We start from the raw sequence: 15,915 nt of genomic DNA, 5'->3' as shown, positions 1-15,915 counted from the left end.
TAAACAAGAATATGACTGCGCTATTTTCCGAAACCACCAAAATCGAGACCCCTCGCCTGCTGTTGCGCCCGCTCTATCGTGATGATGCGCCTGCGCTGTTCGCCTTTATGTCCGACCCAGTTGTGATGCGCTTCTGGAATCATCCGCCCTGGCAACACATCGAACAGGCGCACGACGCGATTGACGAATATTGGAGCGCGCTGTGCGCCGGTCAATATATGAAGCTGGGTCTGGAAGTTAAAGAAAGCGGCGAGCTGATCGGCACCTGCGTGCTGTTCAACCTTGAGATTGAGTCTACACGCGCCGAAATCGGCTACTGTCTGGCGGCGAGTGCGCAAGGCAAAGGCTATATGACGGAGGCGCTCTCTGCGCTGCGGGATTTTGCCTTTGAAACGGCGGGACTCAGCCGACTGGAAGCCGAAATCGATCCCCGCAATGTGGCTTCAGCCCGCTCGCTGGAACGACTGGGATTCACGCAGGAAGGGCTATTGAAACAGCGTTGGATCGTCGACGGCGAGGTGTCCGACTCTGCCCTATACGGCCTGCTGGCGGCTAAGCGTTAGCCTAATGTTGATCGTTTAAGGATCGAGATACCGGGGCGACCACGGTGTGAGGCATCCCTGCGGGAACCTCCTCACCGTGTTTCCCCTATAAAATGCAAACGCATTTTAAATGCCGCTTGTGGCAGCCCGTCAGGGCGAGCACAGGGACTGTGCGAGTAAATCCATGCTTAAGTGACTGGTATTAGGCTCTAGCTCCCCAGTCCCTTCCCATGCTGGTCAAAAATACTGTCTGACTTAATGAAAATTTTGTCATTTTCTCTTTTCCCAAGGCTGTTACCCTTTTAGACCTACAATAATAACGGGTATCACCCCGCACAGCGTGCGGGACTTGGGTCACCTGCAACAGAACAGATAAGGGAAAAACGATGTCAGGCTTAGTGAACGGCAAATGGGTTAATGGCGATGTCGCGGCGGAAGAGATCAAAAACGGGGCGTTCCACCGCGAAGAAACCAAATTTCGGCAAACCGAGCTGGTGCCAGAAGCCGGTCGTTATCAGCTTTTTGTTTCCTACCTCTGCCCGTGGGCATCGCGCACGCTGATTTTCCGCAAACTGAAAGGGCTGGAGAACATTATTTCCCTCTCGGTTGCCAACCCGCGTATCGCCGATAACGGCTGGGAATTTGCCACGCCACAGGATGCTGGCGAACATGTGGGTGAGATTCACTACCTGCACCAGCTCTACACCGCCAGCGTGCCCGACTATACCGGAAAGGTGTCAGTGCCTGTGCTGTGGGATCGGGTAGAAGGCCGCATCGTGAATAACGAATCGGCGGACATTATCCGCATGCTGAACAGCGAATTTAACGATCTGACCGGCAATCGCCTCGATTTCTACCCGTCAGAACGGCGCAGCGAGATCGACCGCTGGAACGAAACCGTGTACCACAACGTCAACAACGGCGTATATAAAACTGGGTTCGCCAAAACGCAGGAACACTATAACGATGCCGTCACCACGCTCTTCACCACGCTGGACGAACTGGACAATCATCTGGTTAGCCATCGCTATATGCTGGGCGACACGCTGACCGAGGCAGACTGGCGCCTGTTTGTCACGCTGGTACGTTTTGACGTAGCCTACCACGGCGCGTTCAAATGTAACCTGAAGCGCATTGCCGACTACCCGAACCTGTCGAACTACCTGCGCGAACTGTACCAGTGGCCGGGCGTCGCGGAGACGGTCAATATCGACCACATCAAAGCAGGCTATTACGGTATTGCCTGGCTGAACCCGACGCAGATTGTGCCGGCTGGCCCACAGGTCGATTTATATCAGCTCCACAACCGCGAAACGTTCGGAAAATCCCGTATCGCCACGCGTTAATGCTGCGTCTTGGCCTGTTACGTTAATGGCAGGCCATTCTTTATTTAGGTCAAAAAACTGATTTACGTCACACGATTGATTTACGTCAAACAAGGGCCCCACATTTCGTGTGTCGTCTACTGTAATTTCCCCCTATTAGCGCTAGAATCCCCCCGCCTTTACTGCTCCCGCCGTGGAGCAGCCTGACTTGTGATCAGAATCGAGAGATACCATGTTTAAACCGGAACTGCTTTCTCCGGCCGGTACGCTGAAAAATATGCGCTACGCCTTTGCCTATGGCGCGGACGCGATTTATGCCGGTCAACCCCGCTACAGCCTGCGCGTGCGCAATAACGAATTCAACCATCAGACGCTGGCGCAAGCCATTAACGAAGCGCATGAGCTGGGCAAGAAATTTTATGTCGTCGTTAACATCGCGCCGCACAATGCCAAACTGAAAACCTTCCTACGCGATCTGCAACCCGTGATCGAAATGGGGCCAGATGCGCTGATCATGTCCGATCCGGGCCTGATTATGCTGGTGCGGGAAAACTTCCCACAGATAGATATTCACCTTTCCGTTCAGGCCAATGCGGTCAACTGGGCGACGGTGAAATTCTGGCAGCAAATGGGGCTGACCCGTGTGATTCTGTCTCGCGAACTGTCGCTGGAAGAGATTGCAGAGATCCGCCAGAACGTCCCGGATATGGAACTGGAGATCTTCGTTCACGGCGCACTGTGCATGGCCTATTCCGGTCGCTGCCTGCTGTCCGGCTACATCAACAAGCGCGATCCGAATCAGGGCACCTGCACCAACGCCTGCCGCTGGGAATATAAGGTTCAGGAAGGCAAAGAGGACGACGTCGGGAATATCGTCCATCAGCATGAACCTATTGCGGTGAAAAACGTTGAACCCGCGCTGGGCATCGGCGAACCGACCGACAAAGTCTTTATGCTGGAAGAAAACCTGCGCCCCGGCGAGTACATGAGCGCATTTGAAGACGAGCACGGCACCTACATCATGAACTCCCGCGATCTGCGTGCCATTCAGCACGTTGAACGCCTGACGCAAATGCAGGTGCATTCGCTGAAAATTGAAGGTCGCACCAAGTCATTCTATTATTGCGCCCGTACCGCACAGGTTTATCGCCGTGCCATTGACGATGCTGTCGCGGGGAAACCGTTCGATTCGACGCTGCTGGAAACGCTGGAAGGTCTGGCGCATCGTGGCTATACCGAAGGCTTCCTGCGTCGCCACGTGCATGAAGATTACCAGAACTACGACTACGGCTACTCCGTTTCCGATCGTCAGCAGTTTGTCGGTGAATTCACCGGCGTGCGCCGCGATGGGCTGGCGGAAGTCAATGTGAAGAACAAATTTTCCTGCGGCGACAGCGTGGAGATGATGACGCCAAACGGCAATATTCAATTCACCATCGACACCATGCAGAATGCCAAAGGGCAACCGACCGATGTCGCGCCGGGTAATGGCCATATCGTCTATTTGCCCGTACCGGACGATGTCTCGCTGGATTACGCACTGCTGCTACGCAATCTGCCAGGCACCACCACGCGTAATCCTAACGCGGAATAAATCGGTAATATCGCCGGATGTCTCAACCATCCGGCTACCCCGCTTGTAACCCCAAATGCCCACTATCACTGCCGCTTCCCCGCTACGAATAAGCGCGTCCCCCCAAAGGTATCGTTACAAAGCTCAGGGTTTTTTAACGAATATTAGAAACAGATCACATCAATTAGCTAGTCTTGTGGTTAGTATTGCATCGCTGAGAAAACATAGAACGAAAAATAAGCGTAGTGATACTACTAGGAACCACCTCCTTGGCCAGCTCAATCTCCCTTGAGCTGGCTTTTCTTTTTCTCACGCCCCCCATTTCCCTACCGCAAACATTCCCTGACTCTTCTGATTTCTACCTACCGATTTAGTGACTATTATTAATTCCACTATCCTGTTTAGGAGAAATAGGCCATGGAAAAAAATCCGGTGACGCTGCTGATTCTGAATGGGAAAAGCGCGGGTAATGAAGAACTTCGCGAGGCCATTGGTGAGCTACGCAAGGACGGCTATACGCTGCATGTCCGCGTGACCTGGGAATACGGCGATGCCAAACGCTATGTGGAAGAGGCGATTCAGCTCAACGCGGATAACGTGATCGCCGCTGGCGGAGACGGTACCGTCAATGAAGTTGCCGCCGCATTAGCGGTACAGCCGGAAGCGGTGCGTCCGTGTCTGGGAATTGTGCCGCTGGGTACAGCCAACGATTTCGCCACCAGCTGTCAGATTCCAATGGAGATGCACAACGCACTAACGCTGGCGATCAAAGGCCGCGCCACCGCCATTGATATCGCCAAGGTGAACGACAGTCATTATTTCATCAACATGGCAACGGGCGGATTTGCCACGCGCATCACCACCGAGACACCGGCCAAGATGAAGGCCGCTCTCGGGAGTGCCTCATACGTGCTGCACGCGCTCTTTCGCATGGACATGCTTCAAGCTGAACGCTGTGAGATACGCGGACCGGATTTTCACTGGTCGGGAGATACGCTGATTATCGCGGTGGGAAATGGCCGCCAGGCTGGCGGCGGGCAGCAGCTTTGCCCAGAGGCGCTGGTCAACGACGAGCTACTGGAACTGAGCGTGCTGTCGGCAACCGAGTTGCTGCCGAATATGTTGCAGGCCTGGTTTACCGGTAGCGAAAACCAGAACATGATTTCCGCTACCCTGCCCTGGCTGGAGATCACCGCCCCAGATGATATGACGTTTAATCTAGACGGCGAGCCGCTCACCGCCAAACGCTTCCATATCGAGGTGCTTCCCGCCGCGATTCACTGTCGGCTGCCGCCCCAATGCTCGCTGCTGGAATAGCGGCGCGTTTCAACTATTCCTGTTTCTACTACTCTCGCTTAAGGCGATTACTGTTTGCTAGGTACAGCGTCACCACCAGCAGCAGGATCGCTGCGGAATACACCAGCGTATCCGACGGGCTTTTGTGATCGACAATAATCAGGCGAATGATGGCCGTGATGCCGATGTAGATAAAATAGCGCAGCGGGAAGTGATAGCCGGACTGAAAATACTTCACGATCAGCGCAATGAACTCAAAATACAGGAAATAGATCACAATGCCTTCTATCAGTTGATAGGAGGAATCTTTCTCGTTGGAGATCAACAGCACTTTCGCCAGATTGAACGTTTCCTTGACTAAAAAAATCACCAGAATAATTGCCAGCACCAACAGGCCGATATTGAGTATCGTCTGAAGCGCCTTGGCAGCCATCGCACTGCGCGCAGAACCTGCCATATGTTATCCCCACATCCTATTTCACATTAACGCCAAGAATTCACAGCAAAGTAACCGGATGCCCCCGCACTGTCTATGCCGAATACGCTTAATTTATCCCGTCATACTTCAAGTTGCATGTGTGTTGGCTTTCCTCGCTCACCCCAGTCACTTACTTATGTAAGCTCCTGGGGATTCGCTGTGTCGCCGCCTTCCTGCAACTCGAATTATTTAGGGCACAGTTTGAAATTACTGGCAAATATGTCACGCAAAGTACAAGTCAATTTACTTATGGTGTTACCACCAGCGATGGAAGTGATGAACAGGGCCGATGCCGTGCCCGACCTCCAGCGTGTCGGCCTGCTGTAATGCCTGCTGTAAATAGTCCTTCGCGACCTTGACCGTTTCGCCCCAGCTATTATGACGCGGTCGCAGTGCCGCCAGCGCGGCAGAGAGCGTGCAGCCCGTGCCGTGTGTATGGCGTGTATTCACACGCGGAGAGCTAAAACGCTGTGGCTCAGCCTGCCGGCTGAACAACCAGTCTGGGCTCTCCGCTTCACTGAGGTGACCGCCTTTCATCAGCACCGCCTGACAGCCCATCGCCAGCAGCGCTTCACCCTGTTCGCGCATTTCCCGTTCGTTGGTGGCCGGTGATGTATTGAGCAGTGCGGCGGCTTCCGGCAGGTTGGGCGTAATCAGGGAAACCAGCGGCAACAGCTCACGACGGATCGACTCCACCGCTTCCGGCGCGAGTAACGGATCGCCACTTTTCGCCAGCATCACGGTGTCCAGCACCACGAAAGGCACCACGTAGTGACGCAAACGCTCGGCAACGGTTTCAACAATATCGATCTGCGCCAGCATCCCAATCTTGGCGCTGTCGATACGCACATCGCTCAGTACGGAATCCAGCTGTGCTGCGACAAAATCCGGTTCAATCCGGTAGACGGACTGCACGCCGCGCGTATTTTGCGCCACCAGCGCGGTAATGACCGAGGTGCCGTAAGCGCCCAGCGCAGAAAACGCTTTTAAATCCGCCTGAATACCCGCACCGCCGCTCGGATCGGTGCCTGCAATCGTCAACGCATTGATACGCTTCATGCCAGATCCTCCGCGCGCATCGCCTCGGCACGCGTGCGTTCCAGCGTTCCGCCATTAATCAGCAGTGCATCGGCCACCACGCTGAACTGCGCGGCTTCTTCGGGATCGACCACCATTGTCGGCGACGCAGAACGGAATTGAGTAAGTGATGTTACTGCCTGAGCGGCAGAAAAGTCGGCGGGTCGCGTGTTCATAGGTCTCCCAACCGGCGTGGAAGAAGGCGGCAACCAGTGGGCATACCGTGACTTCCCTACGCTGGCATTATCCAGATCAAATAAAAAGTTAGCATCTCAGGACGTTTAGTGAAGTCTATAAATCAAGTTAAAACAATAATATAAAAGTTCACTATGTCTCATAATATTTCAATTCATCTTGGTGCTATTTAGGTACATACTAGGGAAGTGAAAAAAACCGGATAATGCCAATGCTCAAAACCAAAACTGACATCCAGCGTTTCACCATCCCCGATGGTAAGACAATGAAGAAAGAAATCGTCTTCAACAACGGATTAACAGGATTGTACTTTGCTGCCCGAAGAAATCCATCAGGCGTGATAACAAAAAGCTGGCGTTATATTGTGGGTAGCAACGATGTTACTTTAGGCACCTATCCAGCCTACAGTCTGGAAGATGCCAGAAAATGGCATTTGCAACAGGTACAAAAAACCAGACAAGGCTTTGCGCCCAGCAAAACACTCACCGGAAAACCCACCACTATGGATGGTCTGGTTCAGGAGTGGCTGGAAGTAAAATGCGCTAAACCGTCAAAACCGGGAAGACAGGCGATCTGGAATAAACATGGTAAAGCCCTGCATAACGTAGACCCTGAGCAGCTTACTTACCACCATGTCTATTCTCATATTTTGGCTATGGGGGTCAGCAACGCTTCTCATCGTATGTGCCAGATCATCAAAATGGTGATGTTATATGCCTTTCAGGTGCATGGCATACAAGGGCAACAGCCGGGACAACCTGTCTACGTTCCGCAAAAATTGTCAGAGATCCACGACAGAAAGCAGGTTGCTGCTGTTGTTGGCAAAATGCGTGATAACCATCTACACGTAGAACAATACCGCATACTCTGGCATTCCTTGGGTAACACCCCTTCCCATGCAGCGATGCGTTTTATTATGGTCTTTGGTACTCGCAAATCAGAATCAGCAAAGCTGGTATGGCCTGAAATAGATTTAAAGGCTAAGACATGGACCTTACCCGCAGAACGCACCAAAACAAAACAGGAGCGTGTATACCCTCTTCCTGACTACCTGATCAGTCTGTTAGAAGAATGGTCTTGGACAAAGCATAACCTTAGCAAACAGATATGGACACATATCGGACATACCACGATGTCTCATTCCGCTGTCAGACTACGCGAAACCGTCGGAAATGATTTTACAACTCACGACCTGAGACGTAGCACGGCATCAATGATGAGCAACGAGGCGGGGATTGATCCCATTATTGTAGACCTGATGTTAGGTCATAGCCTCAGTATGGTAATGTCAAAGATTCTGGCAACTTACCAACCAAAAGCCTTTCAGAAAAAGGTCGATAAGGCTTGGCCTGTTTGGTTTCAGTGGTTTGAGAAAAATATCATCAACAAGAAGCCAAAGGAATGGCAGGAGGCACAGCCTAAACTTGCGGATGTGCAGTAACTGTATGAAAAATTCATCAACAAGGCACTGCGCAAAATGGACTATGACACCAAAACCGATTTTTATGTTAACTGAATCAAGTATCTGGCCGGAAGATGTGTTGAACGACAAGTGAAACCTATCGTTAGCACCGTCTATAAAATATTTTGAACATCGTTAACTGATGTTGCAATAGCAGGTTGACTTTCTTGATGCTAACAGAAACGATACGGTTAGACAGCTTTAGTTTACTCAGAAGAAATAGGTTTTAAAAGGTCAAGAATGACTTGGTGTAATTAGTTTTAATTATTATTCACGTATAAAAATAATTATTTAATGGAATCATTGGAATGATTTCGACCATTGAAATATTAGAAATAGAAACGCCAGTTGATGAAGAGTTTCGCTACAGCGTTAAGGTGTGTAAGAGCGATGAGAAGGAGGCCACATATCTTGTCGATTTTAAAAAGCTGATAAAAGAACTCTACCACCATTTTGAATCTATCTATCCTGAACCGGATATTTTAAACAAAACCTACATGGTAGAGTTTTATGATATTATGGCTTTAAAAAATGCTGAAAAAAGATCTCAATTTGACACGTATACTGACATGAGATATACAGAAGAAGAACGTGAAATATTTCTTCTTCAAGGCATTGGTGAGGTAATTAAAGATTTTTCCCGTCAGCGAGATGTAAGAATAATTTTTAATGTTCCTCTTCGTCAGGGCTTGGCGATTATCTATGATGCATTGTTGAAAAAACATGCAGATGGTGTAAACTTTCATTATCGGAGTGACTTGGCAGAGGAGGGATTGTATGTCATTGAAGTTAAAGCCCAGAACCAGAGCGCTGTCTGATGTAGCGCTTGCACGCCTCAAGGCAGTAGAGGCTTTTCAGCAAGAATTGACCTCTTCGCTGATCAAAGAGATACGTCAGAATGGTTCACTTGGTGAAACCAAACGTATTGTAAAACGTTATGTCGCATAATCTATAGGGAGCACCGTAAGGGTTTCCTATAGATCTTTCGAGTTAAATTTTCCATATCCTTCTCATTCATTCTTTATTGCTATCCCACAAAATATTTCTATAAATAACAAACACCTATCTATTGTTATGACACGATAAAGCCGATGAGTGAAAACACCATCAACAAGGCACTGCGCAAAATGGGCTATGACACCAAAACCGATCTGTGCGGCCACGGCTTTCGAACGCTGGCGTGTAGTGCGTTGATTGAATCGGGCATCTGGCCTGAAGATGTGGTAGAGCTTCAAATGAGCCACATGGAAAAGAACAACGTTCGCGCTGCCTATACTCATAAGGCTAAACATCTTGAGCAACGTCGCCTGATGCTGCAATGGTGGGCAGATTTTCTGGATGTTAACCGCAACGGGATGGTCAGACCGTTTGAGTTTGCGCAGAAGGGATAAATAGCGAAAGGCCACGGATGGCCTGTTATTTTGCTAAAAATTTTATTCCTTCTGGCTTTTTTATTCTTCTCAGAACATAATTTGACACTATAAATTTCGGACTACCCCTGCTGGAAAATCCGTATAACAAAGTGCCAGCAAACAAAAAATTTCGTAAAGCAGAAAAAACTAATGTGATAAAAAGGAATTTTAAATTATGAAAAAATTTGTTACTCGATGGTTTTACGCTGGTATTGGTAAATATGAAGATCAAGTTACAGAAGGATATTTCTGGTGGAAAAAAACAAAATCTGTTGAGTTGCCAACTTCAAGACTCGCAGATTATGATCAGTTTTCCAAAGCACTTGAAGATACTTATAATAAACTCGATGAAGAAGGGTATGAGGTTGTGAACATTCTTCCTCTGAATCTCGGTACGTCAGAACAGAATCATGCAATTCTCAGTAACGGCAACAAAAAATGTCTCGGTGATACGGGATTTTCTGTTACTCGTGGCGCAATTGTTGTCGGGAAATTAAAGAACTCCTGATGATGGACCATCAAGATAGGATGAACGTCTTACCTTGATGTTTTTATCCGCATCTTCTGAGCTTCCAGACATTATTCTTGTTATAATAACTGAATAAATTGTTGTTATAACCAAACAAACTCCCATTAAAATCATAACCACCCCACTTTTTCATTAAAAATGATAACCATTAATTAATATATTTATTTAAACCTGTCAAATCGTCGCTATTTTAATTTTAAAATATTTATTTATTTTCAAAGTGGTTTCCTGCAAGTAAATAGCAATAATTTAAAATAAAAAATAATGAGTAAAAATAGTCAGCGGAGTCGATCCCCGTGCTATCTCATTAGAGTAAACATAAAGATTGAAGAACTAAAAGACAAAATAGCTCTTTACCACACCAAGGAATTTCATTTTGCTCATATTTAGCTAAGCGTCGTCCAATCTCTTAAACGCCTACCGGACCAACTCTTTAAACCCGATGGTCTTGAAGAAATATCAGATCTTGCTATGTATCTACAATGTAGATTGACACTGACATTTAAATGCTCTACATTGTAGACACATTCAATTCAATGAGGATTTTTTATGATCGATGTCCCGGTTAAAAAATGGGGAAACTCACCTGCAATACGTCTTTCCTCATCTGTTATGCAAGCGTTTGATATGACGTTTAACGATAGCTTTGATATGGAGATCAGGGAAACAGAGATTGCTCTGATCCCCAAGAAAAAGCCCAAATACCAATTTACTCTGGATGAGTTGCTCGAAGGGATGACGCCTGAACATGTCCATGAGAAAGTTGATTTTGGTGCACCCGTAGGCAAGGAGCTGCTTTAAATGGTTTCTCGTTTTGTTCCTGATTCCGGCGATTTGATCTGGTTAGATTTTGATCCAGTAGTGGGGCATGAACAGGGAGGACATCGCCCCGCTGTTGTTCTTAGCCCTTTTCCTTATAATAATTTGACCGGAATGTGCTTATGCGTCCCCTGCACAACACAACGCAAAGGATATAACTTTGAAGTCGAATTATCTGGAGACCGTGAAAGCGTGGCTCTCGCCGATCAGGTTACTTGTGTAGACTGGCGTAACCGTAAGGCAACAAAGAAAGGTAAAGTAACAATCGACGAGTTAGAACTCATCAGAGCAAAAGCGAAGGCTTTGATTGGTTAACAATCCCGTTCGGTGGTGCCAAAAAACACCACTTACTATACTCATTTTCCTATTAAAAATAAGGTATTAGGATGAACATTATTTTTGATCTGGATGGAACTATTATTGATTCATTACCGGGTATTAGAACAAGTTTGGTTTATGCTATACGCCAGCAAGGACATATCATTGATGATTCTATTGATATTTCGGCGCTGATTGGCCCACCTATGAATACGATTATGCACACTTTACTTACGCCTTATGGCAGGGCGTCCGCATGAGTGATCAACATTTAACCATTGACGTTAATCCAGCCATAAGAACTTGCTCCAAGAACACGGGTTTCATCATGCAGCGTTTTTGTTTCATCGGTACGCTAATCTTCGTTGGCTCGGCTCTGAGCATGTTCAGCGCCATGTGCCTTAACCCTGCCAAGTTTTCTGCGGCGTTTTCTCGGTAAATCTGGCAAGCATCCTCTCGCATACTGACATCTAAAATCCAATGCATGGACTCGATACCCCAATGGGCCCGTATCGCATCTCCGGCCTGCTCTGGGGTTAGTTTGGCTGAACTGATGTAGTAGCGGTACTCCAACTCTGGCGCTTTGCCTTTTGCTGCGCGGTAACTTTCGACCATGACTATGCTGGTTAGCCCGAGCCAGGCAGAGAAATCCCCAACCATATCACTGGCATCCAGTACATGGTAAGTGCGTGCCTCCACTCGGCTTTTCTGCTTCTCAACTTGAGATATGCCCCTGTCAATTGGCGCGCGCCGATGTGGGGTAAAAGCGGCCTGTATCGCTGCCGCTAACTTGCCTTGATTGCCCTTAACTGCCAATAAGTAGTCGCCACCTTTGCTCGTAATCGCCTTGGCAATCTTGGTCTGACAGGCCATCGCATCAATTGTCACGATGGCACCTCGCAAGTCCAACATCTGAATCAGCGCGGGTATCGCGGTGATTTCATTGCTTTTAGCATCAGTTTTAAGCTGGCCCAATACGAGTTGGTTGGCGCTGGCATAGGCACTTACCATATGGATGGTGCTTTGCCTGTCGTCTCTGTCATAAGAGCCGCGCAAAGTCTTGCCATCAATAGCGACGACTTCACCACAGGTTAACTTGTGCACGGCTTTCATCCAGGCGAGAAAACAATCGCGGAATTCAGCGGGCTCAATATTTGAAATTAGGCGAGCAAAGGTATCATCAACGGGCACACCTTTTTCAAATAAGCCCTGTTTAAGGAACCAGTCATGATGGCCGAGAACGTACTCACGAATGTCAGTCCAGCCCTGGCCTCCCGCTATCACTGCGCAGATTGAAGCAAACAAAATATCAAACAGTGGGTAATCCACTTTTGCGCTTTGTCGTTCATCGCGGATGATACTGAAATGCGCTTTGATGGTATCTAAATTCATGGTCACTCCTCAAAAGAGGAGCATAAGATCATAGTCGACTCGTCAGGTCAATGTTGACGTCGAATTGTGCAAAAAACGTTCATGATCTTGCCCTGCGCCTTATGGGGATAACAGAATCTCAGAAACCGTGAAAATATATCGAGAGCATTATGCTCTGTATGGACTCTACGATAGCACCCTCTACGAAGGAATTCATTCTGATCTTGATAGGTTAAAAAATGAAGGCCATCAGCTATTTATCGCAACATCGAAAAGACAGCGTTTTGCAAAATCTATATTAGCTAATTTGAAGCTATGTTCGCTATTTACCGATATTACGGGTACGTCTGAAGATGGCAGTATGGATGATAAAAGTCTACTTTTATCAAACCTTATCCATAAATACGATCTTGACATAAAAAATACAATTATGGTTGGAGACAGAAGAGATGATGTTATCAGTGCTCATGAGAACGGGTTGTTAGCCATCGGTGCGAAATGGGGTTATGGTTCAGACGAGGAATTATCTCAACATAAGGTAGATTACTGGTGTGAATCGCCTTCGCAATTGATTGATGTTGTTAACAGAATTGTTCTCAATAGCACTCACCATACATAAGCTCATCTCCACATTAGCCTCTGTGTCATCCAACGGTTCACGCAGTTCTGATTGTGCGGATCTGAAAACTGGGTAATTACCTGTTGTGGGTTTTCTTATATCGCGCTAACTAATTGAATTGACTAGCATCATTCCTAGCCTTAAATTGCAGCCGAAAGGTTCACGCCTGTATACAGGACTACCTATGAACCCGTTTCGCCCCTGCAAGGTACTTACAATACCAAACAAGGGCTAACCTCAACGTTACAAGGACTAACGCTATGGCTGTCTGTCAGTTTACCTATTCCCTTCCTGAAAATCTGCATCTGGCTACTACTTTTTTGCCATATCCAGCAGCGGAGGCTTATCATGTTCGATAGCACACCGCTGGAACTGGAAGAAATCATCGATCAGTGTCGGGCATTAATTTACGCCGTTGTTGAACTGGATGAACCCAAGGCAAAAGAGATTTTGATCTTCGTTCTTTGGGAACGACTTGATCTGTTATTCCGCACTTTTCATACGCCAGAAGTGATTCCAGTAGAACAGCTTTAATTGTGTGGTAAGTTGAGCAGCACACAGGTTGTTGTGCTGCTATTTCAATATTGGCATGTAAATTCCGTAATCACCACGCCATTTCTTCTGTTGGCATAACTGTTATTGATTCAACAGTATTTTTCTCGGTATAAGCTATCTGCATCACTAACGGTATATGAAAACCATCTAACTTATACTTTTCCTTCATTCCAAACTGAAGACCTCCAATAACCTTGGAAGGGATGGTTTTCTCTGGAATGCCGAATTTTTCATGCATCCAGTCGACGCTCATTTCCTTCTTAAAAGGAAGAGGAAGCTCATTTGGGAATTGCTGTGTTGGCCTGTCTTCATCAAAGAGTGTAAGTGTCACACAAAACAATTTTCTCGATGAGCGATGAAAAGCTAAGTAAACAGATTCTTTGACCATATCTAAATCTAATACAGGATCGCCTGAATCCCCTTTAGGCTTAGTTTTATAAGGGATCAATCCTTCATCAAAGATCTCTTGGTAGGTTTTACCTATTCGATTAAATAATGCTTCAACATTAACAGTCATTTTTTGTACAACCCCACACTTTCATTTAGTTGGTGCAATTTTGCTCTTGCTTCTTCTAATTGTTCTTCCGTTGCGCCATGTTCTTTAAGTGCCTGCTTTTCCGCATCAAAGTTACTGTCAGTCGCAGAGCGAAGATCATGACTATCTGCTTCGACTTTTTCTGGCGTATTTCGACCACCGTATGTTTCACTATTTTTTTGATGGACGCCAGTAGGGACAGCAATGGCAGCAACCCTTTTAGACAGTTTTTTCAGCTCCTTTGGTCCAAGCTCTGGATGCAAACGTTTGTAGTGAGCTTTTACGGCTGCAGCCGAAGGCATATGGTCAACTTGATATTCCCCCTGCCGTGATCTGCCTTCAAAATCACTGTAAAGATCGACTTCTAAAAACTCAACCGGAGGCTTACTCAGATAAACATAAATCGGCGGAAACGCATTCTCAGGGAACACCAGAATGTAATCCCGAAAATCCTTCTCGTCCGGCATTGGTGTCACAAGAATACTGACATCATCCATCTCTGGAATTTCAAGTCCCGGTATGGCTGACGGAATAACAGGCTGTTCACCGTGTGCCGTATCCGTGGGTAATTCGATACCCGGATTATCCGGCGTCCATAAAATAGTTGGCCCTGTTGCGCCCTCTTCCCAGAACTCGTAGCGGTTATTGGGGAAATCATGTTTCAGTAATCTGACACGAACCTGATCGCGCCCGCTTTCCATACTGGTGTGGTAGCCAACCGCCTTCAGCCTGCCTGTTTCCTCATCTTCCATCCACTGATAACGAACACGACTGGGGACGGTTCCCTGCTTATTAGCTGCCTCAAGCAATTTCTCAGGTGTCAGTAAATCTGCTTTTTCACCTTTCAGATGGTGTTGAATCAACGCTCCCATCAGCAGGAAACTTTGCGCCATCTGCAACTGACCTTGCCAGATTGATGGCCCAGAAAGGCGTTTCATCTGATGTGTCAGTGCCTTTGCTGCATCCTGATTGGCCTGAGCTACAGCGCCACCCGCAGCAGCGATCGCACCCGCCTGTGCTGCCGTACCTGCCATTACCACTTGTTGAGGTGGCGGCAACATTGCCGCATCCGCTTTACCCACTAACAGATCAAAAACCGTTTTATACCACGGCTCCATCGGGGGTATCTGAGGCTTGTTAATCCCATCGGGCGGGGTCTTGGGTAACGGTTCGTTTTTTCCGGCAAATGACTGAGGAGGAGAAACAGCAGAAGACGTATTTTTCTTTTTCGCTGCCTGCGCATACTGTTTCACTTCACCCGGTTTATCAGCCAAAGTGCTCGACTCACCAACAGGCTCCGCGACATAAAAACTCATTTCCCCGATGTTGCCCTGTGGCTCTTCTTCCTTTCCCGCATCGGTACAACCCGCGCCACGTAAGCAGGATTTGGCAAAAACAGGCTCTACAGCCAGCATTGGTGTTAATGCCAGCAATGGCGCACGGGTTAATGCTGCCTGTTTAGCGCAGTCCTGAACGGGAGAACGATGGGGCGTATCACCAATAATGACGTTGCCACTGCCGGACGTGATGACGCCGCCACAATTGATACCATCCCCAATACGCGCAGCATTTTTACCGTTAATAATGACGGTCGATGAACCTTCGGCGATTTTTCGGGAATGAACACCATGTGGTGCATTGGGACAGGGACAACCGTGAAGCAGAACGGTATCCCCTTTGCGAGCCGCAGGCTGACCATTAATAATCACGTCAGGACTGCCTTCGATTATCGGGGTTTCAGGGAAGCAGTCATGACCACTTCCGATATCATTAAGACGGGCAGCACCCGGCATTGTCATTTTCCTTTGA

The 15,915-nt window shown here is 47.7% G+C and carries 16 protein-coding genes and 3 pseudogenes; 13 read left to right on the top strand and 6 right to left on the bottom strand.

Annotated features, from left to right (window positions below):
- Positions 1–11 precede the first annotated feature (11 nt).
- From DMB82_RS06665 to yegS, 4 genes are all read left to right on the top strand, one after another.
- Positions 12–563, top strand: a complete 552-nt coding sequence (locus tag DMB82_RS06665; RefSeq protein WP_102118916.1) for a GNAT family N-acetyltransferase — start codon at positions 12–14, stop codon at positions 561–563.
- 365 nt (positions 564–928) lie between these two features.
- On the top strand, positions 929–1,888 hold the full coding sequence (locus DMB82_RS06660; protein ID WP_102118917.1) for a glutathione S-transferase family protein: 960 nt from the start codon (positions 929–931) through the stop codon (positions 1,886–1,888).
- A 211-nt stretch (positions 1,889–2,099) separates the two neighbouring features.
- The gene (gene trhP, locus DMB82_RS06655; RefSeq protein ID WP_102118918.1) at positions 2,100–3,461 is read left to right on the top strand and encodes a prephenate-dependent tRNA uridine(34) hydroxylase TrhP; all 1,362 of its coding nucleotides are present in this window, start codon (positions 2,100–2,102) and stop codon (positions 3,459–3,461) included.
- Between the two features lie 396 nt (positions 3,462–3,857).
- Positions 3,858–4,757 carry a lipid kinase YegS gene (yegS, locus tag DMB82_RS06650; protein WP_116163620.1) on the top strand — a complete coding sequence of 300 codons (900 nt, stop codon included), beginning with the start codon at positions 3,858–3,860 and terminating at the stop codon, positions 4,755–4,757.
- A 28-nt stretch (positions 4,758–4,785) separates the two neighbouring features.
- Here yegS and psiE read toward each other — a convergent pair whose 3' ends face one another.
- From psiE to DMB82_RS06635, 3 genes and pseudogenes are all read right to left on the bottom strand, one after another.
- Positions 4,786–5,193 carry a phosphate-starvation-inducible protein PsiE gene (gene psiE / locus DMB82_RS06645; protein ID WP_116156461.1) on the bottom strand — a complete coding sequence of 136 codons (408 nt, stop codon included), beginning with the start codon at positions 5,191–5,193 and terminating at the stop codon, positions 4,786–4,788.
- Positions 5,194–5,469: 276 nt separating this feature from the next.
- Entirely contained in the window at positions 5,470–6,273 is an 804-nt protein-coding gene (gene thiD, locus DMB82_RS06640; protein WP_102118922.1) for a bifunctional hydroxymethylpyrimidine kinase/phosphomethylpyrimidine kinase, read from the bottom strand.
- 11 nt (positions 6,274–6,284) lie between these two features.
- Positions 6,285–6,467: pseudogene (locus DMB82_RS06635) on the bottom strand (hydroxyethylthiazole kinase); the annotation flags it as partial.
- 230 nt (positions 6,468–6,697) lie between these two features.
- Here DMB82_RS06635 and DMB82_RS06630 point away from each other — a divergent pair.
- The 7 genes and pseudogenes from DMB82_RS06630 to DMB82_RS06600 all read left to right on the top strand — a co-directional run bounded on the left by DMB82_RS06630 (position 6,698) and on the right by DMB82_RS06600 (position 11,286).
- A complete protein-coding gene (locus tag DMB82_RS06630) occupies positions 6,698–7,927 on the top strand; it encodes a tyrosine-type recombinase/integrase (RefSeq protein ID WP_167469159.1) in 1,230 nt (409 codons plus the stop codon).
- A gap of 329 nt (positions 7,928–8,256) precedes the next feature.
- Positions 8,257–8,766 (top strand): hypothetical protein, encoded by a 510-nt coding sequence (locus tag DMB82_RS06625; RefSeq protein ID WP_116163616.1) that lies wholly within the window; start codon positions 8,257–8,259, stop codon positions 8,764–8,766.
- 252 nt (positions 8,767–9,018) lie between these two features.
- A pseudogene (locus DMB82_RS06620) lies at positions 9,019–9,339 on the top strand (tyrosine-type recombinase/integrase); the annotation flags it as partial.
- A 196-nt stretch (positions 9,340–9,535) separates the two neighbouring features.
- Positions 9,536–9,868, top strand: coding sequence for a hypothetical protein (locus DMB82_RS06615; protein WP_102119240.1), 333 nt, complete (start codon positions 9,536–9,538; stop codon positions 9,866–9,868).
- A gap of 570 nt (positions 9,869–10,438) precedes the next feature.
- The gene (locus DMB82_RS06610) at positions 10,439–10,690 is read left to right on the top strand and encodes an AbrB/MazE/SpoVT family DNA-binding domain-containing protein (RefSeq protein ID WP_038925224.1); all 252 of its coding nucleotides are present in this window, start codon (positions 10,439–10,441) and stop codon (positions 10,688–10,690) included.
- On the top strand, positions 10,691–11,023 hold the full coding sequence (mazF, locus tag DMB82_RS06605) for an endoribonuclease MazF (RefSeq protein WP_102119239.1): 333 nt from the start codon (positions 10,691–10,693) through the stop codon (positions 11,021–11,023). It abuts the gene before it with no gap.
- Positions 11,024–11,094: 71 nt separating this feature from the next.
- On the top strand, positions 11,095–11,286 hold the full coding sequence (locus DMB82_RS06600; RefSeq protein ID WP_116163615.1) for an HAD hydrolase-like protein: 192 nt from the start codon (positions 11,095–11,097) through the stop codon (positions 11,284–11,286).
- Between the two features lie 4 nt (positions 11,287–11,290).
- Here the strand turns inward: DMB82_RS06600 and DMB82_RS06595 are convergent, their stop codons facing one another.
- Positions 11,291–12,418, bottom strand: coding sequence for an ISAs1 family transposase (locus tag DMB82_RS06595; RefSeq protein WP_102119602.1), 1,128 nt, complete (start codon positions 12,416–12,418; stop codon positions 11,291–11,293).
- A gap of 127 nt (positions 12,419–12,545) precedes the next feature.
- On the opposite strand from DMB82_RS06595, the gene DMB82_RS06590 reads away from it, so the two are divergent.
- Together DMB82_RS06590 and DMB82_RS06585 are read left to right on the top strand one after the other, a co-directional pair.
- Positions 12,546–13,016, top strand: a complete 471-nt coding sequence (locus DMB82_RS06590; protein ID WP_228400056.1) for an HAD hydrolase-like protein — start codon at positions 12,546–12,548, stop codon at positions 13,014–13,016.
- 348 nt (positions 13,017–13,364) lie between these two features.
- Complete coding sequence (locus DMB82_RS06585; protein ID WP_107333215.1) at positions 13,365–13,550, top strand: hypothetical protein; 186 nt, start codon at positions 13,365–13,367, stop codon at positions 13,548–13,550.
- A 70-nt stretch (positions 13,551–13,620) separates the two neighbouring features.
- Here the strand turns inward: DMB82_RS06585 and DMB82_RS06580 are convergent, their stop codons facing one another.
- Both DMB82_RS06580 and DMB82_RS06575 read right to left on the bottom strand, forming a co-directional pair.
- Entirely contained in the window at positions 13,621–14,088 is a 468-nt protein-coding gene (locus DMB82_RS06580; RefSeq protein ID WP_107333216.1) for a DUF6392 family protein, read from the bottom strand.
- 401 nt (positions 14,089–14,489) lie between these two features.
- Positions 14,490–15,899: pseudogene (locus DMB82_RS06575) on the bottom strand (S-type pyocin domain-containing protein); the annotation flags it as partial.
- Positions 15,900–15,915 lie beyond the last annotated feature (16 nt).

Source organism: Pectobacterium aquaticum, from assembly GCF_003382565.3.
GTDB lineage: Bacteria > Pseudomonadota > Gammaproteobacteria > Enterobacterales > Enterobacteriaceae > Pectobacterium > Pectobacterium aquaticum.
Note: the sequence above shows the minus strand (reverse complement) of the source record. Positions and strands in the feature narration are given on the sequence as shown.